We start from the raw sequence: 20,424 nt of genomic DNA, 5'->3' as shown, positions 1-20,424 counted from the left end.
CGTTTCTGAGGAGCCAGCCCGGCCGGCTCTTTGGGTATAGCCAACACCCGCGCCAGTTAAGTACCTTTAGCCACTACTGCCCCACCCGCCTTTCCACCATTCACGCCCCGCATGGACGTTCCGTTGCTCATTGCCCGGCGTTACTTTTCCTCGAAGAAGAAGCGCAACATCATCAGCATCATCTCCAACATCTCCATGATTGGCGTGGCGGTGGGCACGATGGCGCTGATTATTGTGCTGTCGGTGTTCAATGGGCTGGAGGATCTGGTGCGCACGCTCTACGGCAAATCGGACCCCGACCTGCTGGTGACGGCCGTGGAAGGCAAGTCGTTTCCGGTGAATGAGAAGATGCTCGATGACCTGCGCCGCATCCGGGGCGTGGGCCTGCTCACCGAAGTCATCGAGGACAACGCCCTGCTGCAGTACCACGACCGCCAGATGGTGGTGAAGATGAAGGGCGTTTCGGAGAACTACTACACCCAGAGCAACATCGACTCGGCCATTGTGGAAGGCGACCACCGCCTCCGCCGCGGTGGCGAGCCATACGCGCTGCTCGGGGCCGGTGTGCAGCACGAGCTCAGTATTGCCCTCAACAACCGCTTTGCACCGCTGCACCTGCTGTATCCGCGCAATACCGGCAAGAAAACCCTGTCGCTCAACCCCGAAACCGCCTTCACCGAGAAAACCATTACGGCCGGCGGCGTCTTCCTGATCGAGCAGCACATCGACGACAGCTACATCTTCGTCCCGATTGAGTTTGCCGAAGAGCTGCTGCACTACGGCGACCGGCGCACCGCCCTGGAGGTAAACGTCGGCGACGAGCACGACATCCAGAAGGTGAAAGCCGTTATCAAGCAGCACCTGGGCAGCAAGTTCAAGGTGCTTGACTCCGATGAGCAGCACGTAAGCCTGCTGAAGGCCATCAAGGTGGAGAAGATGTTCGTGTTCATCACCTTCGCCTTCATTCTGCTGATTGCCTCGCTCAACATCTTCTTCTCGCTCTCGATGCTGGTTATCGACAAGCGCAAGGATGTGGCCATTCTGCTGGCTATGGGCGCCACTCCGCGCGACATCCGCCGCATCTTCCTGCTCGAAGGTGCTATTGTGGCGCTGGTAGGGGCCGCTACGGGGCTGGCGCTGGGCATCACCATCTGCTGGCTGCAGCAGACGTTCCATATCGTGAGTATGGGCATGGCCACCAGTGTGGTCGACTCCTACCCCGTAAAGATGCAATTCGCGGATATCGTGCTTACCGGGCTGGCCATTGTCGTCATCACCATTGCCGTTTCTATCCGGCCTGCGCTGAACGCCGCCAAGCTCGACGTGCGCGAGAATCTGTAACATTCCCCGGACCTGATCAGTATTCCATCTACCTGAAAGGCCCTTCAGGCATAGTGGAGTATAGGGTTCGTCTTATAAATGTGATTATTTATAGAATGAATTTTACTTTTCACTAAAAAAACAGGAATTTAGCATTTGTCAGTACATTCAACGCTGCATTTTGGTCGATTTTTATCCTCATGAAGGTTTCCACCTCTCAACCTTTTCAGATTGTTTATTCACTACTCGAGCACGAGTATCTGGGATATTTATTTGAGTCTTACGTAGTTCAGCGCAACAATAAGGACCAGCTCACGCTCCAGCACCAGACCGTCTCCGCTAAAAACGCCCCTGAGTTTGCCGACGGTCTGGATGAAATCGACTTCGAATTGGTGGCCCTCACCGACCAGATTCAGCAGGATGCAGTTATCAAGGAATTCTGGCCGAAAAAAACCACGCCGGCCGACTTCTTCCTGAAGATATACGACCCCGAGAAAGGCGACAAAGCGCTGCAGGACGTTATCTTCCGCTACGTGCAGGAGCGCATGGGCCAGATTCTGGAGCGTCTGCACGGCAAGTATGTGTTCATCATGGGCAAAGACGGCGAGCCGACCTGGCGCGAGATGCAGCTGGCCCCGGAGCCGGCTTCCGTGCTGTTTCACTTCCGCCGCAACGAAGACAACACGCACTACTTCCCAACCATCCAATACCAGAATCAGAAGCTTGATTTTCAGTACAAGAACGCGGTAATCGTGTGCGAGCAGCCGGCCTGGCTGCTTCTCGATAATGTGCTCTACCACTTCCGCAACGATGTGGACGGCAAGAAGATCAAGCCCTTCCTCAACAAGAAGTTCATCGTAATTCCGCGGCAGGTTGAGGAAAGCTATTTTCAGCGTTTCGTGGCGCCGCTGGTCGAGTCGTTTGATGTGCACGCCCGGGGCTTCGATATTCGCTCGGAACGCTACGTGGCGCGGCCTCAGCTCACGTTTTCGGATGCCCCGACTGCCACTGTGGTGGAAGAGGTGCGTCCGGCCGCCCGGCGGGCGCTGGCCGAAACCGGGGGCTCGGCCGTAGCCACGGCCGCCGTTTCTGACCACATTCACTTCGACCTCAGCTTCCGCTACGGCGACCACACCGTGCACAACGGCTATGACAAGCGGGTGTGCGTGAAGCTGGAAAAGAAGGAAGACAACTACATTTTCCACCGGCTCGTGCGCAACCTCGACCGGGAACAGGAAATCATTCGGGAGCTGGCCGACCGGGCGCTGGAAGTGCGCAACGGCCGGGCCGTGCTGGAAAAGGCCACCGCCTTCCGCTGGCTACACCACCACGCCGACGAGCTGGCGCGCATGGGGTTCACGGTGCAGCAGGGCAGCACGTCCGGCAAAGACTACTTTATCGGGGCCGTGAGCGTGGAAGTGGGCATCACGGAGGCCAACGACTGGTTTGATGTGCGCGGTACAGTGCGCTTCGGCGAGTTCGAAATTCCGTTCATCAAGCTGCGCTCCTACATTCTGCAGCGCCGCCACGAGTTCCGGCTGCCCAACGGCCAGATTGCCATCATCCCGGAGGAGTGGTTTACGCAGTATTTGGAGCTGTTTGCGTTTGCCGAGGAGCAGGCGCACACCCTCACGCTACGCAAGCACCACCTGGCCCTGGTTTCGGACCTGCAGAACGGCAGCCTGGCCACGGTGGTCATGAGCCGCAAGCTGGAAAAGCTGCGCGGCTTCGAAACCGTGGAAGACCAGCCGATGCCGCGCGGCTTCCGGGGCGAGCTGCGGCCCTACCAGAAAGCCGGCTACAACTGGCTGCACTTCGTGAAGGACTACCATTTCGGGGGCTGCCTTGCCGATGATATGGGCTTGGGCAAAACGATTCAGACGCTGGCGCTACTGCTGCAGCGCAAGGAAAGCGGCGAGGCCGGCGGGGCCGCCTCCTTGCTGGCTATGCCTACTTCGCTTGTCTACAACTGGTTGAGCGAGGCCCAGAAATTCACGCCCGACCTGCGCATCCTGACCTACACGGGTACCTACCGCGACAAAAACGTAGAGCAGTTTGCCGACTACGACGTGGTGCTGACCAGCTACGGAATTGTGCGCCTGGATGCTGAGCTGCTGAAAACCTACAAGTTCGACTACGTGATTCTGGACGAGTCGCAGGCCATCAAGAACCCGAGCTCCACTACGTCGCAGGCCGTGCGCGGGCTGCACTCGCGCCACCGCCTGATTCTGACCGGTACGCCCGTGGAAAACAGCACGATGGACCTCTGGTCGCAGATGTCGTTCATCAATCCGGGTTTGCTGGGCACCCAGACGTTTTTCCGCAAGGAGTTCCTCAAGCCCATCGAGAAGGGCAAGGATGAAGGGCGCACCCGCAAGCTGCACGCCCTCATCAAGCCCTTCATTCTGCGCCGCCACAAAGCGCAGGTGGCCCGCGAGCTGCCCGACAAGATTGAGCACCTCAGCTACTGCCCCATGACCGAGGAGCAGCAGCACTGCTACGAGGAAACCAAGAGCTACTACCGCAACAAGATTCTGCAGAACATCGAGGAGCACGGCACGGCCAGCACCCAGTTTATGCTGTTGCAGGGCCTCACCAAGCTGCGCCAGATTGCCAACCACCCCCGCATGGCCGACGAGGAGTATGAGCACGAGTCGGGCAAGCTGCGCGAGGTGGTCCGGATGATTAAGAGCGTGGTATCGGAAGGCCACAAGGTGCTTGTATTCAGCCAGTTCGTTAAGCACCTGGATATCGTACGGGCTTCTTTGGATGAGCGGCAGATTGACTACGCCTACCTCGACGGCAACACCCGGGAGCGGCACAAGGTGGTGAACCGCTTTCAGGAGGACGAAAAGCTGCGCGTGTTCCTGATTTCGCTGAAAGCGGGCGGCGTGGGCCTCAACCTCACCGCCGCCGACTACGTGTTTATTCTGGACCCGTGGTGGAACCCCGCCGTGGAGGCGCAGGCCGTGGACCGCGCCCACCGCATCGGGCAGCAGAAAACCGTTTTCACCTATAAATTCATCACCAAGAACACGGTGGAGGAGAAGATTCTGGCCCTGCAAAACAAGAAGATTCAGCTGGTGACGGACCTGATTACCACGGACGAAGCCATCATCAAGAGCCTCACCAAAGAAGATATTGAGGAACTGCTCGGGTAATACTGGCGCAGATTAACAACACGGAACTATTGAATTTCCAGACCGTTTACCCCCTTACTTCTGGCAAGCTTCGGCTACTTACCCTTGATTCAGACGAGCACGGCAACTTCATTGCCTTATTGAGCAACTGGGAAGTCTGGACCAACCAGTGGCGACTGGCGCTGCAGCAGCAGTTTCGATTTCCCCTGATCAGAAAAATTGATGATACCCGATTCCTGATAGTGGAATCCCGGCGTGGCCCGCAAGACAACGGTCATGTTTTCGGAGTTAGCGGCAATAAGCTGCTGACGTTCAATGCAGGAGATGCAGTTGAAGCTGTTCTGGTGCAGGACGAGAAGATTGTAATTTCTTATTTTGACGAGGGCATAGGTAGTGGTAAACCCAGTAGTGACGGGTTGGCCGTGTTCAACTTTGATGGTCAGCAGCTTTGGGGGTTCAATTCAAGCAACCCGGCTCACTTTATATTGGACTGCTATTGCATGTGCAAACTGGGCAAAGACAGTATTCTGTTCTATCCCTACACTGACTTTCCCTTGCTGGAGCTACGTCTTACCGACTACCAGGTAACTCATCAGCAAACCCCGGATGATTTCTGCGGTAGCCATGCCCTAACCACCACGCGTGGCAACGTTATTTTCTGTGGTTCCTACGAAGACACGTGTTTCTTCTGGTGGGACAGGAAGGATAAAATCAAACGTTTTGGTGATTTCCCTCCGGCCAGACTACGAGGAATTGGTAATGGAAAATTCCTGACTTTCGATGATCATAGCTTTACAATAGTAGATGCTATGGCAGTAATGAGAGAGAAATAGTCATCTGGCATACTTACACAGGGATCAAGCATAACCAGAGAAACAGCATATGGGCCTGTTCGACGCGCCAAAACCCGTCCGGGTAGAAATAAAAGGCCACACGCTGCACTGCATTATCTGCCGGCACCAGGGCTTCCACCGCAATGAGGTGAGACTGGAACGTGCCGGGCTGTTCACCTCCGACTGGGCTGACCCGCATGCCATCTGCTATGAGTGTGACAATTGCGGCTACCTGCACTGGTTTATGCCGCAGTAGCGGCGCTCTGGCAACCAGACCAAACCCAGTAGGCTGCGCGGGAGTTAAGCAGCCATGCACTTACTTCTTCGTACGCACGTAGCGGCTGCCCCGGCCCAGGTGTGGGCCGGCTTCACACGGGAATTGTTTCTGGACCTGGCGCCGCCATTTCCGCCATTCCACCTGCTTCGTTTCGATGGCTGCCACCGCGGCGACGAGGTGCATCTGGAGCTGGGCGCCGGCCTGCTTCGTCAGCTCTGGACCTCGCTCATCACCGACCACGGCATCCGGCCCGACGGCACGTATTTCTTTGTGGATGAAGGCCAGACGCTGCCCAAGCCGTTGCGCTTCTGGCGGCACCGCCACCTGCTGCAGCCTGCCCCCGGTGGCGGCACCTTCATCGTGGAAGATCTGGAGTTTCGCAGCCCGTTTCGGTGGCTTGATGCGCTGCTATACCCGGCCATGTGGGCGCAGTTTGCCTGGCGGCGCCCTATCTACCGGCGCTACTTTGGCCGGCCGGATGGCAACGCCCCTATTTTGGGCCCGGCCCCCGGCAAGGCAGCGCTGAAGCCGCAGTAGCCGTATATGCCCCAGTCAACCCGCGTATATTGCCCCGAATCCGGCCCTGCTCATGCATATTCCTACTTCTCTCCGCAGCTTTCGGGCTGTTTTTCGTTTGCTGACGGCCGTGCTGGTTCTGAGTGGTGCGGCGGGCTGCAGTAGCAGCCGCTCAGCGTATCAGTTTTGGCCAGTTCCTTCGGTAGCTGTTCTTCCAGCTACACCCGATTCTGCCACGTCTTCGGTAGTAGCTACTGTACCGGCAGCGGCGGCTCAATCCGCTACCTGCTCCGCTCCGCCACGCAGACAACTAGCAAAAAGGCCGCCTTTGCGGGTAGTGGCCCGAGCCATTCAGCAGGCGCACGCTCACCAACAGCCGCTACTAGCCAAGCCGACGAGGCAATCGGAAGCCGCCAAAGTAGCGGCACCGCAGCGCCCAACCGAAGTGGGGCTAGGCACCACGGTACTGGGCGTGCTGGGGCTGGTGGTGCTGCCCATTGCGCTGCTGGGCCTGCTGATCTGGGGCGGGCCGGTATGGGCCGTGCTGGCCGGCCTCTCGGCTCTGGCGGTGCTCATCGCCTACCTCGACCCGTTCGGATAAGCCCGGCTGCCGCTACAGCGGGCACGAAATCCAGGGCCGCCCGCGAATCCTGCGCTGGTGGGGCTACCTTTGCAGTCCAATCTGCTAATTCTGCTGCCATGCCTGCCACTGTCACGCTCAAACCCGGAAAAGACCAATCTCTGCGCCGCCGCCATCCGTGGGTGTTTTCGGGGGCCATTGGCCGGATGCAGGGTGAAGTGGTGGAAGGCGAAGTAGTACTGGTGCAGGCCGCCAACGGCGAAATGCTGGGTGTGGGCCACTATGCGCCCGGCTCCATTGCCGTCCGTATGCTCGACTTCGGCCCCGATGCGCAGTTGCCCGATGCCACGTTCTGGGAAAACCGCCTGCGCAATGCCTACCAGCTCCGCCAGGGCCTGGGCCTGACCGGCACCGGCAGCACCGATGTATACCGCCTCACCCACGCCGAAGGTGACGGCCTGCCCGGCCTCATCATTGACGTGTACGGCGACACGGCCGTAGTGCAGGCGCACAGCGCCGGCATGTACAAAGCCCGCCCGCTCATTGCCGCTGCGTTGCAGGCAGTCATTCCGGGCCTGCGCGCCATCTACGACAAGAGTGCCGAAACCGTGCCCGCCAAAGCCGCACCGGGGGCGCAAAATGGCTACCTGTTCGGGGAAAGCAATGGGCAGGAACACGTAGTACACGAGAACGGCCACCCGTTTGCGGTAGATTGGGAAACGGGCCAGAAAACCGGCTTTTTCATCGACCAGCGTGACAACCGCAGTCTGCTGGCCCGCTACGCGCCCGGCCGCCGCGTGCTCAACACGTTCTGCTACACCGGTGGCTTCAGCTCCTACGCGCTGCAGGCCGGGGCCGAGCTGGTGCATTCCGTGGATTCCAGCAAAAAGGCCATTGAGCTGACTGAGCGCAACGCTGCCCTCGCTGGTCTGGAAAGCAAGCACGCGGCTTACGCCGAAGACGTGTTCAGCTTCTTCAAGTCCACTCAGGAGCAGTACGACCTGATTGTGCTCGACCCACCCGCGTTTGCCAAGCACCTTTCGGCCCGCCACAATGCCCTGATGGGCTACAAGCGCCTGAATGCGGCCGGTATCAAACACATTGCGCCAGGCGGGTTGCTGTTCACGTTCAGCTGCTCGCAGGTGGTTTCGGCCGAGCTGTTTGAGGGCGCGGTACTGGCAGCGGCCATCGAAGCCGGCCGGCCCGCCCGCATTCTGCACCGCCTCACCCAGCCCGCCGACCACCCCGTCAGCCTGTTCCACCCCGAAGGCGAATACCTGAAAGGTCTGGTGCTGGCCGTGGAATAGAGCCGGCGCTTGCTTTTAACGTTGCCATCCTGAGCAACGCGAAGGACCTTACCACCACCGAACGTCAACTGTATAGAAGCTTCGTTTTAGGGTGGTAAGGTCCTTCGCGTTGCTCAGGATGACGTTTTTCGGCAGCTTTTTAAGCAGCAAGCTACTTGGCGCCCGCCGGGGGCATCTGCATCAGGAACTGGCTGCTATTGCCACCCGTGTAGGTGGGTACGGCGCTGCCGCCTTTCTCCCAGGCTTCAATCCAGCGCATCTGCACCAGCAGCGGCGTGAGGCTTTGCTGCTGCTTCTCGTTGGCGTAGGCCTGCGCGTCGGCGGCAATACGGATGGCTTTGGCGCGGCCTTCGGCTTCGGCAATATTGATGCGGGCCTGAGCTTCGGCCTGCCGGATGCGGTTTTCGGTTTGCAGGCCGGTTTGCACGGCCGTGTTTTTGGCGTCGATGGCGGCTTTGAGGCTGGCCGGCGGCTCCAGCTTGGTGGTAATCTGCTGCACGTTGAAGCCCATGCCCTGGAGCTGCCCCACGAGGTTGGCCTTCACGCGTGCCTCGTAGCTGCCCCGGTTGCTGATGAGGCTGTCGGCGGTATAGCGGTTGGTGGCCACGCGGTAGGCCTCGTACACGGCCGTTTTCAGGAAGCCGTCCTCAATGGCCGCCAACGGGCGGCGGTACTGCCGGAAAATGTCATCCACCTTATCCGATTGGATATAGTAGTTGAGGCTGGGAGCCACGCCGAAGCTGGAACCGTCCTGACTCTGCACCTCAAACTCCTCATATTCCTTGTGCTGGGTGTAGACCGGAAACTCGTACACGGCCGTGCTGAGCGGGCTGTAAAACACCCAGCCCGTGGTGTAGGTGATGTCGTCGACGCCGCGGCCGGAGCCGGCCAGGTTCACCTTGATGCCCACGTTGCCGGCATCAATGCGTTCTACTTTTATCAGGCTGCAGCCCGCAATCAGGGCTAGTAGCAACAGCCCAACGAATACCAGCGGCTTCAGCCAGTTGCGGCTAGGGTTTAGTTGAAATTCGGCCATTAGGTGGCGAAGAAGAGGGAATAGAAGTAGAGAAATAACGCAGAATGGCCCGGCCGGCCTGGTACAGCGACAGAACCACACCCGCCGCCAGCACCAGAACCCCCAGCAGCCCGCAGATCAGCCACCAGTCGGAGGGGCTGCTTAGCCAGTCGAGGCACAGGGGCACGGCATAGGGCAGCACGGCGGCGTAAAACACCAGCCAGCCGCCCAGCCACAGGTAAGAAATGTATTTTGGAGCCATAACAGAGTATCCAAATCTACTGATGTTGGCGGCAATATCGGCATCCGTCGGCACCACACACCTCCTGGCAGGGTGCTGACCACCCGTCGGGTGCTACAGCCGGAACCCATGCGCCGTATGGGCCGTGAAGAAGGCCGGCTCTGCTCAAACGTGAGCGTTGCGCGCCTTGGGCGCATATTTCTGATTGCATGGCAATTAAACCAACATTCGCCCCCGCGGCCGCTGCCCGGGCCTACTTTTTCGGCGGCCAGTTGAAGCCATCCGGTGAGTTTTGGAGTTGTAGCTTGCGCATACCCTTTATCTTGCTCTGTGGCCCGAAAAAAAACGTTCGTTTCTCCTGCTTCTCGTCCGGTAGCTGTTATTGGGGCTGGTATTGGCGGTATTGCCACGGCCGTGCGGCTGGCGGTGCGCGGGCACAAAGTCACGGTATTTGAGGCCCAGGAAAGCTTCGGCGGCAAAATGCACCAGCTGGAGCTGCCCGGCGGCTACCGTTTCGACGGTGGCCCCTCGCTGTTTACGCTGCCGCACCTCGTGAATGAGTTGTTCGAGCTGGCCGGCCGCAACCCGCAGGACTATTTCCGCTACCAGCGCCTCGACCCCATCACGCAGTACTTCTTCGCCGATGGTACCCGCCTCACGGCCTGGGCCGACGAAGAGAGGTTTGCGCAGGAAGTGCAGGACAAGCTGCACGTGCCGGCGACGCAGGTGCTGCAGTTTCTGCGGCGCAGCGGCCAGGCGTATGATGGCACGGCGGGCACGTTTCTGCACAAGTCGCTGCACAAAGCCGGCACCTACCTCAGTCCCGAAGTGCTGAAGGCGCTGGCGGTGCTGCCCCAGCTGGGCCTGCTCAGCACCATGCACCAGCGCCACGCGGCGGCTTTCCCGCAGGATGCGCGCCTCGTGCAGCTCTTCGACCGGTTTGCCACCTACAACGGCTCCGACCCCTACCAGGCACCCGCTACACTCAGCCTGATTCCGCATCTGGAGCACGGCCTGGGCGCTTTTTACCCCGAAGGCGGCATCTATGCCATTGCCCAAAGCCTCGTACGCCTGGCCGAAGAGCTGGGCGTAGCGTTCCGCTACAACGAGCCGGCGGAGGAAATCCTGACGGCCGGCGGCCACGTGACGGGCCTGCGCACGCCGCAGGATGTGTACGACTTCGGACTGGTGGTCAGCAACATGGACGTGGTGCCTACCTACCGCCGCCTCTTGCCCGCGCAGCCTGCGCCGGAAAGCACGCTGGCCCAGCCCCGCTCGTCCTCTGCCCTGATTTTTTACTGGGGCATCGCCCGGCGCTTTCCCGAGCTGGGAGTGCACAATATCTTCTTTTCGGCTGATTACAAGCGCGAGTTTGCGGCCATCTTCCAGGACCACACCATTGCCGACGACCCTACGGTGTACGTGAACATCACGAGCGGCCACACGCCCACCGATGCGCCGGCCGGCCATGAAAACTGGTTTGTGATGGTGAACGTTCCGCATGACCAGGGGCAGGACTGGCCGGCACTGGTCGCCCGCACCCGTGCGGCCGTGCTGGCCCGTGTGAGCCAGGCGCTGGGCACCGATATTGCTCCCCTGATCCGGGCTGAGCAGGTCTGGGACCCGCCGGGCATTGAGCGGCGTACTTCCTCGTTTGGGGGCGCGCTGTACGGCAGTTCCAGCAACAACCTGCTGGCCGCTTTCCTGCGCCACCCCAACTTCTCGCGGAAGCTGGAAGGGCTGTACTTTTGCGGTGGCTCGGTGCATCCCGGCGGCGGCATTCCGCTCTGCCTGCTTTCGGCCCGTATTGTTTCTGACCTGATTAAGAATGAGGCATAAAAGCGGACTAGGCTGCTGCGGCCAGCGCTTATGCGGCGCAGCAGCCTGCCCACGTCTCATTGCCTTTCCCTGCTTTTCTCTCCATGCCCGACTCCATCCAACACCTTCCCACTGAGGCTACCCCCCCGAACGAAGCTGCTACCGCGCAGGCCACTGCCCAGCGCCGCCGGCTGCGCCTGGCCCAGGGCATTCTGCTGCTGTTTCACGTCACGGGGTTTTTGGGCCTGGGTTTCGCCGAAGACCCCTCGTTCTATCTGCAGTTTGTGCCCCTGAACCTGCTGCTGACCGTGGGCCTGCTGCTGGCGTACCAGACCGAGAAGACCGCAACGTTCTGGTGGTTCTGCGCCGTCACGATGGCCGTGGGCTTCTTCGTGGAGGTTATCGGCATCCGGACCGGGCTGCTGTTTGGGTTCTACCAGTACGGCCCCACGCTGGGTACCAAATGGCTGGGCGTGCCCCTGATGATAGGAGTCAACTGGCTGATGCTGGTGTATACCACCGGCGTTATGGCCCGCTACCTGCCCATCCCGGACTTTTTGCGGGCCCTGGTAGCCACACTGCTCATGGTAGGCCTCGATGCGTGCCTGGAGCCCGTAGCTGTGCGCTACGACTTCTGGCAGTGGCGCTTTGATGTAATTCCACTGCAGAATTTCAAGGGCTGGTTTGCTGTATCCCTGATTCTGCAGGTGTTTTTCAACCGCACCCATTTCGCAAAACATAATGCACTTGCTCCGTTTATATTTATGCTGCAACTGCTTTTCTTTTTCGGATTGGGCCTGCTCAGCTAAAAATATTTCCATTGTGGAATATTATTTGTTATGCCCATCATCGTTCTTGAATAAAGCCCATTCCCCGACTTACCCCTTATTCCCCCTTTATGGAGCAAGTACTACTCCACCAATTACTTGAGCGAACGAACCTGCTGGTGCGGGATATGGGGATACGCCTGCTGCACGAAGACCAGCTGGCGGCCGCGCTGGATCTGACGCCCAGCACGTTCCGGACAGTTTTTGGCTCCAAGGCAGAGCTGCTGCTGCAAGTGACGCGCTACAACCTGGCCCGGCAGCGCCACGAGCATCAGGAGCTTTTTGCCAACCTCGCCACGCCCGTGGAGTGCCTGCTGGCACTGCTGCGCCACAGCGTGCAGGAGCTGCGCGGCTCCCACCACGACTACCATATTGTGCGGGAGCAGTTTCCGCTGGTCTGGGAAACGATGCAGACGTATCTGCAGGAGTACGCCTACCCGCTGCTCACGCGTCTTATTCAGGAAAGCATTCAGGAAGGGCAGCTCCGGGCCGCGCTTGATGCGCCGTTTATTGCGCGTATCCTGCTGGCCCAGTTTAGCTTAGTGCTGAACGAGACATTTTTTCCGCCCGACCAGACCAACCTGGGCGAGGTGTACTATCACATCTTCTTTCCGTACGTGCTGGGCCTGTGCACCGAAGAGGGCATGCGCCTGACGGCCACTCACTTCAGCAAAGCCTGGGGCCGCTAGCCATCCGGCGCCTACCACAAGGCACCTACCACAACGGGCCGGCCCTGCATAGGGTCGGCCCGTTGTGGTAGGTGCGGTACCGGCAGCTTAGCTGATGGATACGCGTACTTTCTTGGTGTATTCGCGCAGAGCGTCTTTAAACTGGGAGCCGTGTTCCTGCATGTGGTTGAGGATGAAGATGGCGGCAAACACGTGGGTCAGCTTCTCGCCTTCGTCTTCACCTTCCACCTCAAAGGCCGGCTCCTGCTCTTCCAGCAGCGCCTCTTCGGCAGCTACCAGGGCTTCCAGCGTCTGGGTTTCCACCAGGCGCTTGATAACGGGCATTTTCATGAGCGGCGGGCTTAGTTGAGGCGCGAAATCAGGGCGGCTACGGCTTCTTCCTTGCTGGCTGCTACCGTTTCCAGCAGCTCGCCGTTGCGGAACACGGCGAAGAAGGGCAGGTTGGTAACGTTGGCCAGCTTGCGGGCCTCGGGGCTGGTTTCGGCATTCACGTCCAGAAACTTGATGCCTTGCTCCTGCATAGCAACGGCCATACGCTTGTATTTGGGCGAAAACAGGCGGCAGTTGCCGCACCAATCGGCGTAGTATTTCACCACTACTTTCTCATTCTGTTCGAGCAGCTCGGCAAATTCGGCGTCCGTGGCTTTGATAACGGGCATTGGGTCAGTTTTTTGTGAGAAACGGCGTAAATCCAGATAAGAATGATTCTTACCTTCAGCAAAGGTAAAGCCGGAAACCGGTAAAAAGGTTTGTTCTGCCGCAGATTTCCCGCCCGCCGCCCCAACAAACCGAAGGAAGCCGGCAACTTTCAACCAGCCCCACGGAGTATACGCTGCAGGCCCGGTTACTTGCCGGGCGCTTGTTTATATGCAGTATCTCCTGGTTTTCGTGTGCCTGCTGCTGGCTGCCTGCGGAGCGCCGGATTCTGCCGCCACTCAGCGGGCCGCCACGTCCCCGCCTCCCCGTATGCAAAACATCATTTTCTTCGGCAACAGCCTCACGGCCGGCTACCAATTGCCGGCCAGCGCCGCCTTTCCCAGCCTGCTGCAGCAGCGCCTCGACTCCCTGAACCTGCCCTACAAGACGTTCAACTACGGCGTGAGCGGCGAAACCAGTGCCGGCGGCCGCCAGCGCGTGGCGTCCGTGCTGGCCCGCCAGCCCGTGGATGTGTTTGTGCTGGAGCTGGGCGCCAACGACGGGCTGCGCGGCATTCCGGTGCGCGAAACCACCCAGAACCTGCAGGCCATCATCGACCAGGTGCGGCTGAAGTATCCGGAGGCGCGCATTGTGCTGGTAGGGCTGGAGTTTCCCTTCGACCTGAGCGCGCTGGGTGGGCACCAGTACGGCCGCTATGCCGCCGAGTTCAAGGCCCTGTTTCGTATTCTGGCCGAGAAAAACAGCCTGCCGTTCGTGCCGTTTCTGCTGCAGGGCGTGCTGGGCCGCCGCGAGCTGAACCTGCCCGACGGCGTGCACCCCAACGCCGCCGGCCACAAGCTGCTCGCCGACAACGTGTGGGCGGTGCTGAGCGGGCTGTTGACCACATAAAAGACAAAGCGCCCTGCCGAACGTATTCGGCAGGGCGCTTTGATACCGTAGTGTGTGGCCGCGGGCCAGGGCCGCTACGCCTTATACAGCTTCTGGTAGTACTCCGTAGCCATGCGGCCCGACTCGAACTCGGGCTCTACCTCGCGCATGGCGGCTTTGGCCACGGCCAGGTATTTCACCGGCTCGTCGTAGTAAAGCGGAATTATTTCGTTTTCCAGCACATCGAGCAGGCTCGCCGCTTCAATGCTGTCCTTCACGTGGTCGGGCTGGTGGATGTCGGTGTGCGGGATGACGAAGCCGTTGTGGCCGTGCTGCACAAACTCCGGAATCCAGCCATCGGCAATGCTCAGGCTCAGGCTGCCGTTCATGGCGGCCGTCATGCCGCTGGTGCCGCTGGCCTCGCGCGGGAAGCGGGGCGTGTTCAGCCACACATCGGAGCCGCGCTTCAGGTAGCCCGACAGTGCCAGCTCGTAGCCCGTAAGCACGGCGCAGGTTTTCAGGCCTTTGGTTTTCTCAATGATGTCGTTGAACAGCCCGATGGCGCCGTAGTCTTTGGGGTAGGGCTTGCCGGCCCAGATAACCTGCACCGGCCGGTCGGCGCGGTTCACCAGCTCCTGGAACCGCTCGAAATGGTGCAGAATGAGGTCGGCGCGCTTGTAGCCGGCAAAGCGGCGGGCCCACACCACGGTCAGCGCATCGGGGTCGAGCAGCGTACCGGTCTGGTCAGCCACGATGTCGAAGAGCTGCTTTTTCAGCTTGCGCTTCCGGGCTTTCAGTGCCGCGTCGTCGTTGGCTTCCAGCGCCTCGTGCAGCTGCTGGTCGCGCCAGTAAGTGCCGTTCTGCGAGTTGGTGATGGCAATAATGGGGCAGATGCCCGGGTTGGCGCCCCACATGTCATTGGCCACAGTGCCGTGCACCTTCGACACGGCGTTGGAGATGCGTGAGAAGCGCAGAGCCGTGAGCGTGTAGTTGAGCGTTTCGTTCTCGACGCCCGCCACCCGGCGGATTTCGTCGGCGGGCACTGAGCCAAAGAACGTCATGTCGGTGAGCAGCCGCATGGGGTGTTCTTCGTTGCCGGCCAGCTCGGGCGTGTGCGTCGTGAAAACGAGGCGCTTCTGTACTTCCTCCAGCTTGCGGCCGTGCTTCTCGTAGAGGTAGAATGCCAGCGGCAGGCCGTGGCCCTCGTTGAGGTGATACACGTCCGTCTGCACGCCCAGCACGTCCAGTAGCTTGCCGCCGCCCACGCCCAGCAGAATGCTCTGCGCCACCCGGGCGGCCGTGTCGGCGTCGTAGAGATGGTGCGAGATGGTCCGCGAGATGTAATCGTTTTCGGGGATGTCGGTGGTCAGGAAGAACATCGGGGCCGTTCCGAACGTGTCGGGAGCCAAGTACATGGCCTTCACCTGCACTTCGGTCCCATGGATGGTGATGGGGAAGATGAGGCCCGTGTCTTCGAGGAAGGAGTAGTACTTGTGGCGAAAGTCGCAGCGCATCGTCTGGTCCTCGTTGCGGCCCTGGTCGTAGTAGCCGAAAGTCCAGAGGATACCGATGCCGATGAGGTTCTGCTTCAGCTCGTAGGCGGAGCGCATGTGCGAACCGGCCAGGAAGCCCAGGCCTCCGGAGTAGGTTTTGAGGGCCTGATCCAGAGCAAACTCCATGGAGAAATACACTGCCTGGGTTGCGAATTCGGGCGCCGGCGTGTAGGGTTTAAAGTCAAAAGCCATAGGGGGAAGGTCGGTGAGAAGGTAACGCCGTGCTGGCAACCAGCATACGACGGGCCCAAATATCGGATTTTCCCCGTGACACGTGTTGAATGACACCGCAGATAGCAGATTAGCGCTAAAACTGGTCAATACAACACCAGTAATCGATGAATTGCTGATCAGTGGTGGCGGCTTCCGCTGCAACTGCAGGCGCAAAAAAAGCGGCCGGCCCACCCGCGCTTTGCGGATGTGCCGGCCGGTGGGAAGTTGCCGCAGGCTACTGAATTACATACACGATGTTTACCTGAGCCGAGTTGCCGCGCCCGGTTTCGGTTTTTACCTGCGTTCCATCGAGCAGGATAGTGCCCGTTATTTCGCTGCTGGCGGTAGCTCCGTCCAGTTGGGCCAGGAAATTAACGGCCTCTCCCTGCTTGAGCGTACGTTTGAACTTGTAGGTTTTGGGCAGCGCCACGTTGTCGAGGATGGTGGTGCCGCCCGTTTCGTTGGCATAGATGATGTCGGCGGTAGCGCCGCTGGTCGGGGTCGAAATCCGATACTCTACTTCTCTTTCACGGGGGCCGGCAGGCTTGTTGTCGTCATCGTCTTTGCTGCAGCCGGTGAAGGCGAGTACACTGCCAGTCAAGAGCAGATAGGCCAATTTCTTCATCAGAAACCAGGGTATAAGATGTGGAGGAAAGGGTTGAGCGGGCAAATATAATTATACAATGTTATTGTAATACTACCCATCCTGATGGCGGCCGGAAGCATGCCTGCTCATCCCGGAACGGACATTTTACCCTGTCACCCGCCAGTGGCTAGCCGGAGTGGCAAAGCGGCTCACTTTAGTTCCCATGAGACGCGTGAATGGCAGCGTATAGAATTAGGACATAAGTGGTTGGGTAGAACAATACCGGGTACCTTTAACCAGCCTGACGCGCTGCGCGGGCTAAGCGAGCCACTCCTTTTCCACTTTCCAACCAACTCACTTATGAAGTTCCATTTCGTGTGTGCGGCAGCGGTGATGCTGTTCATGGCATCCTGCTCCAAGCAGGAGCTGACGCCTGCTACGCCCGCCGCTACTACGGCCACTGCTACTGCCAACGTGAGTGCCACCGGCTTTCCGGAAGGCTTCGAGACGGGCACCAAAACCGCGTATACCACCGGCTCCGCCACGCTCGGCTCGGGCTCCTGGACGCTGAACGATGCGCTGCTCGGCAACACCACCGCCGACCGCAAAACGGGCAGCCAGTCGGCCCGGATCCGTAATGTGGGCTCGCTCACGATGAACTTCAACACCCCGGCCGGGGCCGGCATCGTGACGGTGGCGCACGCCGTGTATGGCACCGATGGCAGCTCGCAGTGGGAGCTGTGGGCCAGCCAGAACAGCGGCTCGAGCTACGCCAAAGTGGGCAGCAGCATCACGAGCAGCGCCACCACGCTCAGCACGGCTTCGTTTACCGTGAACCTGAGCGGCGCGGTGCGCCTGCAGATCCGCAAAACGTCGGGCGGCACCAACCGCATCAACATCGACAACATCACCGTGGAGCAGTATGGCAGCGGCGGCGGCACCACGCCACCCGCTACCGGCGCCAGGAAATTCCTGTTTGATGGCTCGCACGGCGAGCTGGCCGGCAACGCCGACTGGGTGCTGGACGTGAACAGCGGCGTGGCCTCGCGCTACCCGACGCCGGCGCAGAGCGGCATCACGAGCAGCACCCCGGAAACCTACTGGACCGGCGCCATTTCGGCCTGGGGCGTGGCGCTGGCCAAGCTGGGCCACACCGTGGAGCAGTTGCCGGCCGGCACGGCCATCAGCTACGGCAACGCCTCTAACCCACAGGACCTGAGCAACTACCACGTGTTTGTGGTAGACGAGCCGAACATCGTATTCACGGCGGCCGAGAAAACCGCCATCCTGCAGTTTGTGCAGAACGGCGGCGGCCTGTTCATGATTTCGGACCACACCATCTCGGACCGCAACAACGACGGCTGGGACTCGCCGGCCATCTGGAACGACCTGATGCAGAACAACTCGGTGAAAACCAACCCGTTCGGCTTCTCGGTGAACATGGACAACATCGTGGAAAACAGCAGCAACGTGCGTACCGGCAGCAACCCCATTCTGAATGGCTCGCAGGGCGTGGTGTCGCAGCTTTCCTTCCACAACGGCGCCACCATGACGCTCAACCCCACGGCCAACGCCACCGTGCAGGGCCTGATCTGGCGCAAATCGGCCACGCAAGGCAACAACCTGGCAATGGCGGCCAGCAGCACGTTCGGCTCGGGCCGCGTGGTTATCATCGGCGACTCCTCGCCGGTGGACGATGGCACCGGCTCGCCGGGCAACACCGTGTACGATGGCTGGGGCGAAAACGTGAGCCATCCGCGCCTGCACATGAACGCCTCGCTCTGGCTGGCCAGGCTGCAGTAACCGCCCTCTGTTTTTCAGGAAAACCCCGTGGTCCGGTAGTCGGGCCACGGGGTTTTTGTTTGGAGCAGAGCAGGGTAGAAGTAGGGGGAAATTCCGCGGCTACAGAGCCTGATTGCCCACTGCGGCGCTACAAAGCGTCAGAATCGGTCAATACAACACGGATTCCGCGCAGTTCAGCATTATATTCCCGGCGGCTTCCTGCCGTAACTTGCCCCCTTTCTGACCCGATTCCCACTGCGCCCATGACTACTTCCCGTCTTCTGCTGCTGGCTGGCTCGCTGCTGGCTTCCAACCTGCTGCCTGCGCCCGCTCAGGCCCAGCTCAACCCGGTGGCGCTGGCCCGGCTGGCCAGCAACGGGGCCATGCTGGCGGCCAACGCCCAGAAAAGCGCGCCCATCCAGCGCATCGACCCGACTTTCTGGTGGGTGGGCATGAAGAACCCGAAGCTGCAGCTGCTGGTGCGCGGTGCCGGTATCGGGAGCAGCAAGGTGAGCCTGAAGTACGACGGGGTGACCCTGGACGGCGTGCAGCCGCTGGAAAACCCGAACTACCTGCTCGTCAACCTCACCATCAGCCCCAGCGCCAAACCGGGGCAGCTGGCGCTGGAGTTTAAGGGCAAGAAAACGGTGCGCTACAACTACGAGCTGCGCGCCCGCACCACGCCGCAGGACCCCACCAAAGTGCAGGGCGTGTCCACGGCCGACTTCGTTTACCTGCTCATGCCCGACCGGTTTGCCAACGGCGACCCGAAGAACGACTACATCAAGGGCATGAAGGCGCCGGCCGTGGCCCGCGACTCGATGTACAGCCGCCACGGCGGCGACCTGAAGGGCATTGCCGACCACTTCGACTACCTCAGGCAGCTGGGCGTCACGGCTATCTGGCCCACGCCCATCGTAGAAAACAACCAGCCCAAAGCCAGCTACCACGGCTACGCCCTCACCGATTTCTACGCCGTAGACCCCCGCTTTGGCTCCAATGCCGAGTACGTGTCGTTTGTGCAGCAGGCGCACCAGCAGGGCCTGAAGGTGGTGCACGACGTGGTGCTCAACCACATGGGCACCCAGGGCTACCTGTTTCAGGATGCGCCGGCCAAAGACTGGTTTCATCAGTGGCCCGCCTTCACGCGCAGCAACTTCCGCGACGCGGCCTTCAACGACCCCTACGTGTCGGGTTTCGACCGGAAGCAGTTTGGCGAAGGCTGGTTCGATACGAGCATGGCCGACCTGAATCAGAGCAATCCGCTGGTGAGCACCTACCTGATTCAGAACTTTATCTGGTGGGTAGAGTACACCGGCCTCGATGCTTACCGCGTCGACACTTACACCTACTCCGACCGTAAGTTTCTGATGGACTGGGGCAAGGCGGTGCTGGACGAGTATCCCAAGCTGGGCATGTTTGCCGAAGCCTGGGTGCAGGGCACCCAGCAGCAGGCGTACTTCGCCCGCAACATTCTGCCCGAAGTTGATGGTTTCAAGAGCAACATGCCGGCTGTGCTCGACTTCCAGAGCCAGTACGCCATCAACGAGGCGCTGACCAAGGACGCCGGCTGGACCGAAGGCATCAACAAGCTTTACTACACCCTGCAGGCCGACTGGCTCTACGAAGACCCGATGCGCAACGTGGTGTTCCTCGACAACCACGACATGAGCCGCTTCTACTCGGTGATAGGGGAGGACTTTGCCAAGTACAAGATGGGGCTGGCCTGGCTGCTGACCACGCGCGGCATTCCGCAGCTGTACTACGGCACCGAAGTGCTGATGAAGAACTTCTCCGACCCCGACGGGAAGGTGCGTGAAGACTTCCCCGGCGGCTGGGCCGGCGACAAAAAGAACCTGTTCACGAACCGCACGGGGCAGGAGGCGGAGGCCTTCAACTACGTGAGCAAGCTGGCCAACTACCGCAAAACGCATCCCGCGCTGCACGCCGGCAAGTACCAGCACTTCATCCCGAACGAAGGCGTATACACCTACTTCCGCTACTCCGACGCCGGCACCGTGATGGTGATGATGAACTCCAACAAGGACGAGAAAACCGTGGATATGGCCCGCTTCGCCGAGCGCCTCAACGGCTTCAGCTCCGGCACGGAAGTCACGACGGACACGGCCCTGCCCAACCTGAAAACGGTGAAACTGCCGGGCCGCACGGCCTGGGTGGTGGAGCTGAAGAAGTAAAAACCGGG

At 60.1% G+C, this 20,424-nt stretch carries 19 protein-coding genes; 13 read left to right on the top strand and 6 right to left on the bottom strand.

Annotation, left to right across the window (positions count from 1 at the left end):
- The first annotated feature begins 111 nt into the window (after positions 1-111).
- From BUE15_RS02590 to BUE15_RS02560, 7 genes are all read left to right on the top strand, one after another.
- Positions 112-1,341, top strand: coding sequence for an ABC transporter permease (locus BUE15_RS02590; protein ID WP_073281103.1), 1,230 nt, complete (start codon positions 112-114; stop codon positions 1,339-1,341).
- A 179-nt stretch (positions 1,342-1,520) separates the two neighbouring features.
- On the top strand, positions 1,521-4,481 hold the full coding sequence (locus BUE15_RS02585) for a DEAD/DEAH box helicase (protein WP_073281102.1): 2,961 nt from the start codon (positions 1,521-1,523) through the stop codon (positions 4,479-4,481).
- A gap of 29 nt (positions 4,482-4,510) precedes the next feature.
- A complete protein-coding gene (locus tag BUE15_RS02580; protein ID WP_073281101.1) occupies positions 4,511-5,293 on the top strand; it encodes a hypothetical protein in 783 nt (260 codons plus the stop codon).
- Positions 5,294-5,342: 49 nt separating this feature from the next.
- Positions 5,343-5,549, top strand: coding sequence for a hypothetical protein (locus tag BUE15_RS02575; protein WP_073281100.1), 207 nt, complete (start codon positions 5,343-5,345; stop codon positions 5,547-5,549).
- Between the two features lie 54 nt (positions 5,550-5,603).
- Positions 5,604-6,107, top strand: coding sequence for an SRPBCC family protein (locus tag BUE15_RS02570; RefSeq protein ID WP_073281099.1), 504 nt, complete (start codon positions 5,604-5,606; stop codon positions 6,105-6,107).
- A 316-nt stretch (positions 6,108-6,423) separates the two neighbouring features.
- Positions 6,424-6,687, top strand: a complete 264-nt coding sequence (locus BUE15_RS02565; protein ID WP_139252092.1) for a hypothetical protein — start codon at positions 6,424-6,426, stop codon at positions 6,685-6,687.
- Between the two features lie 98 nt (positions 6,688-6,785).
- The gene (locus BUE15_RS02560; protein WP_073281097.1) at positions 6,786-7,973 is read left to right on the top strand and encodes a class I SAM-dependent rRNA methyltransferase; all 1,188 of its coding nucleotides are present in this window, start codon (positions 6,786-6,788) and stop codon (positions 7,971-7,973) included.
- 151 nt (positions 7,974-8,124) lie between these two features.
- Here the strand turns inward: BUE15_RS02560 and BUE15_RS02555 are convergent, their stop codons facing one another.
- Positions 8,125-9,009: a prohibitin family protein gene (locus BUE15_RS02555; protein ID WP_073281096.1), complete on the bottom strand. Its 885-nt coding sequence runs from the start codon at positions 9,007-9,009 to the stop codon at positions 8,125-8,127.
- On the bottom strand, positions 8,984-9,250 hold the full coding sequence (locus BUE15_RS02550; protein ID WP_073281095.1) for a hypothetical protein: 267 nt from the start codon (positions 9,248-9,250) through the stop codon (positions 8,984-8,986). Before BUE15_RS02550 ends, BUE15_RS02555 begins: the two co-directional genes overlap by 26 nt.
- Positions 9,251-9,559: 309 nt before the next feature.
- Between BUE15_RS02550 and crtD the strand changes: the two genes are divergently transcribed.
- From crtD to BUE15_RS02535, 3 genes are all read left to right on the top strand, one after another.
- Positions 9,560-11,068, top strand: a complete 1,509-nt coding sequence (gene crtD, locus BUE15_RS02545) for a 1-hydroxycarotenoid 3,4-desaturase CrtD (RefSeq protein WP_073281094.1) — start codon at positions 9,560-9,562, stop codon at positions 11,066-11,068.
- An 83-nt stretch (positions 11,069-11,151) separates the two neighbouring features.
- Entirely contained in the window at positions 11,152-11,856 is a 705-nt protein-coding gene (locus BUE15_RS02540) for a carotenoid biosynthesis protein (RefSeq protein ID WP_073281093.1), read from the top strand.
- An 89-nt stretch (positions 11,857-11,945) separates the two neighbouring features.
- A complete protein-coding gene (locus tag BUE15_RS02535) occupies positions 11,946-12,563 on the top strand; it encodes a TetR/AcrR family transcriptional regulator (protein ID WP_139252091.1) in 618 nt (205 codons plus the stop codon).
- Between the two features lie 87 nt (positions 12,564-12,650).
- On the opposite strand, the gene BUE15_RS02530 is transcribed toward BUE15_RS02535, so the two are convergent.
- Both BUE15_RS02530 and BUE15_RS02525 read right to left on the bottom strand, forming a co-directional pair.
- Positions 12,651-12,893, bottom strand: a complete 243-nt coding sequence (locus tag BUE15_RS02530) for a DUF6952 family protein (RefSeq protein WP_073281091.1) — start codon at positions 12,891-12,893, stop codon at positions 12,651-12,653.
- Positions 12,894-12,904: 11 nt separating this feature from the next.
- Positions 12,905-13,222 carry a thioredoxin family protein gene (locus BUE15_RS02525; protein ID WP_073281090.1) on the bottom strand — a complete coding sequence of 106 codons (318 nt, stop codon included), beginning with the start codon at positions 13,220-13,222 and terminating at the stop codon, positions 12,905-12,907.
- A 307-nt stretch (positions 13,223-13,529) separates the two neighbouring features.
- On the opposite strand from BUE15_RS02525, the gene BUE15_RS02520 reads away from it, so the two are divergent.
- On the top strand, positions 13,530-14,108 hold the full coding sequence (locus tag BUE15_RS02520; RefSeq protein WP_073281193.1) for an arylesterase: 579 nt from the start codon (positions 13,530-13,532) through the stop codon (positions 14,106-14,108).
- Positions 14,109-14,182: 74 nt separating this feature from the next.
- Here the strand turns inward: BUE15_RS02520 and glgP are convergent, their stop codons facing one another.
- Positions 14,183-15,832, bottom strand: coding sequence for an alpha-glucan family phosphorylase (gene glgP / locus BUE15_RS02515; RefSeq protein ID WP_073281089.1), 1,650 nt, complete (start codon positions 15,830-15,832; stop codon positions 14,183-14,185).
- A 256-nt stretch (positions 15,833-16,088) separates the two neighbouring features.
- On the bottom strand, positions 16,089-16,478 hold the full coding sequence (locus BUE15_RS02510; protein ID WP_073281088.1) for an MmpS family transport accessory protein: 390 nt from the start codon (positions 16,476-16,478) through the stop codon (positions 16,089-16,091).
- Between the two features lie 321 nt (positions 16,479-16,799).
- Here BUE15_RS02510 and BUE15_RS02505 point away from each other — a divergent pair, with 321 nt between their 5' ends.
- The gene (locus BUE15_RS02505) at positions 16,800-18,242 is read left to right on the top strand and encodes a hypothetical protein (protein WP_073281087.1); all 1,443 of its coding nucleotides are present in this window, start codon (positions 16,800-16,802) and stop codon (positions 18,240-18,242) included.
- A gap of 242 nt (positions 18,243-18,484) precedes the next feature.
- Positions 18,485-20,416 (top strand): glycoside hydrolase family 13 protein, encoded by a 1,932-nt coding sequence (locus BUE15_RS02500; protein ID WP_084548765.1) that lies wholly within the window; start codon positions 18,485-18,487, stop codon positions 20,414-20,416.
- Positions 20,417-20,424 lie beyond the last annotated feature (8 nt).

The organism is Hymenobacter psychrotolerans DSM 18569 (assembly GCF_900142395.1).
In the GTDB taxonomy this organism is placed as follows: Bacteria; Bacteroidota; Bacteroidia; order Cytophagales; family Hymenobacteraceae; genus Hymenobacter; species Hymenobacter psychrotolerans.
This window is presented reverse-complemented; position numbering and strand designations above follow the sequence as displayed.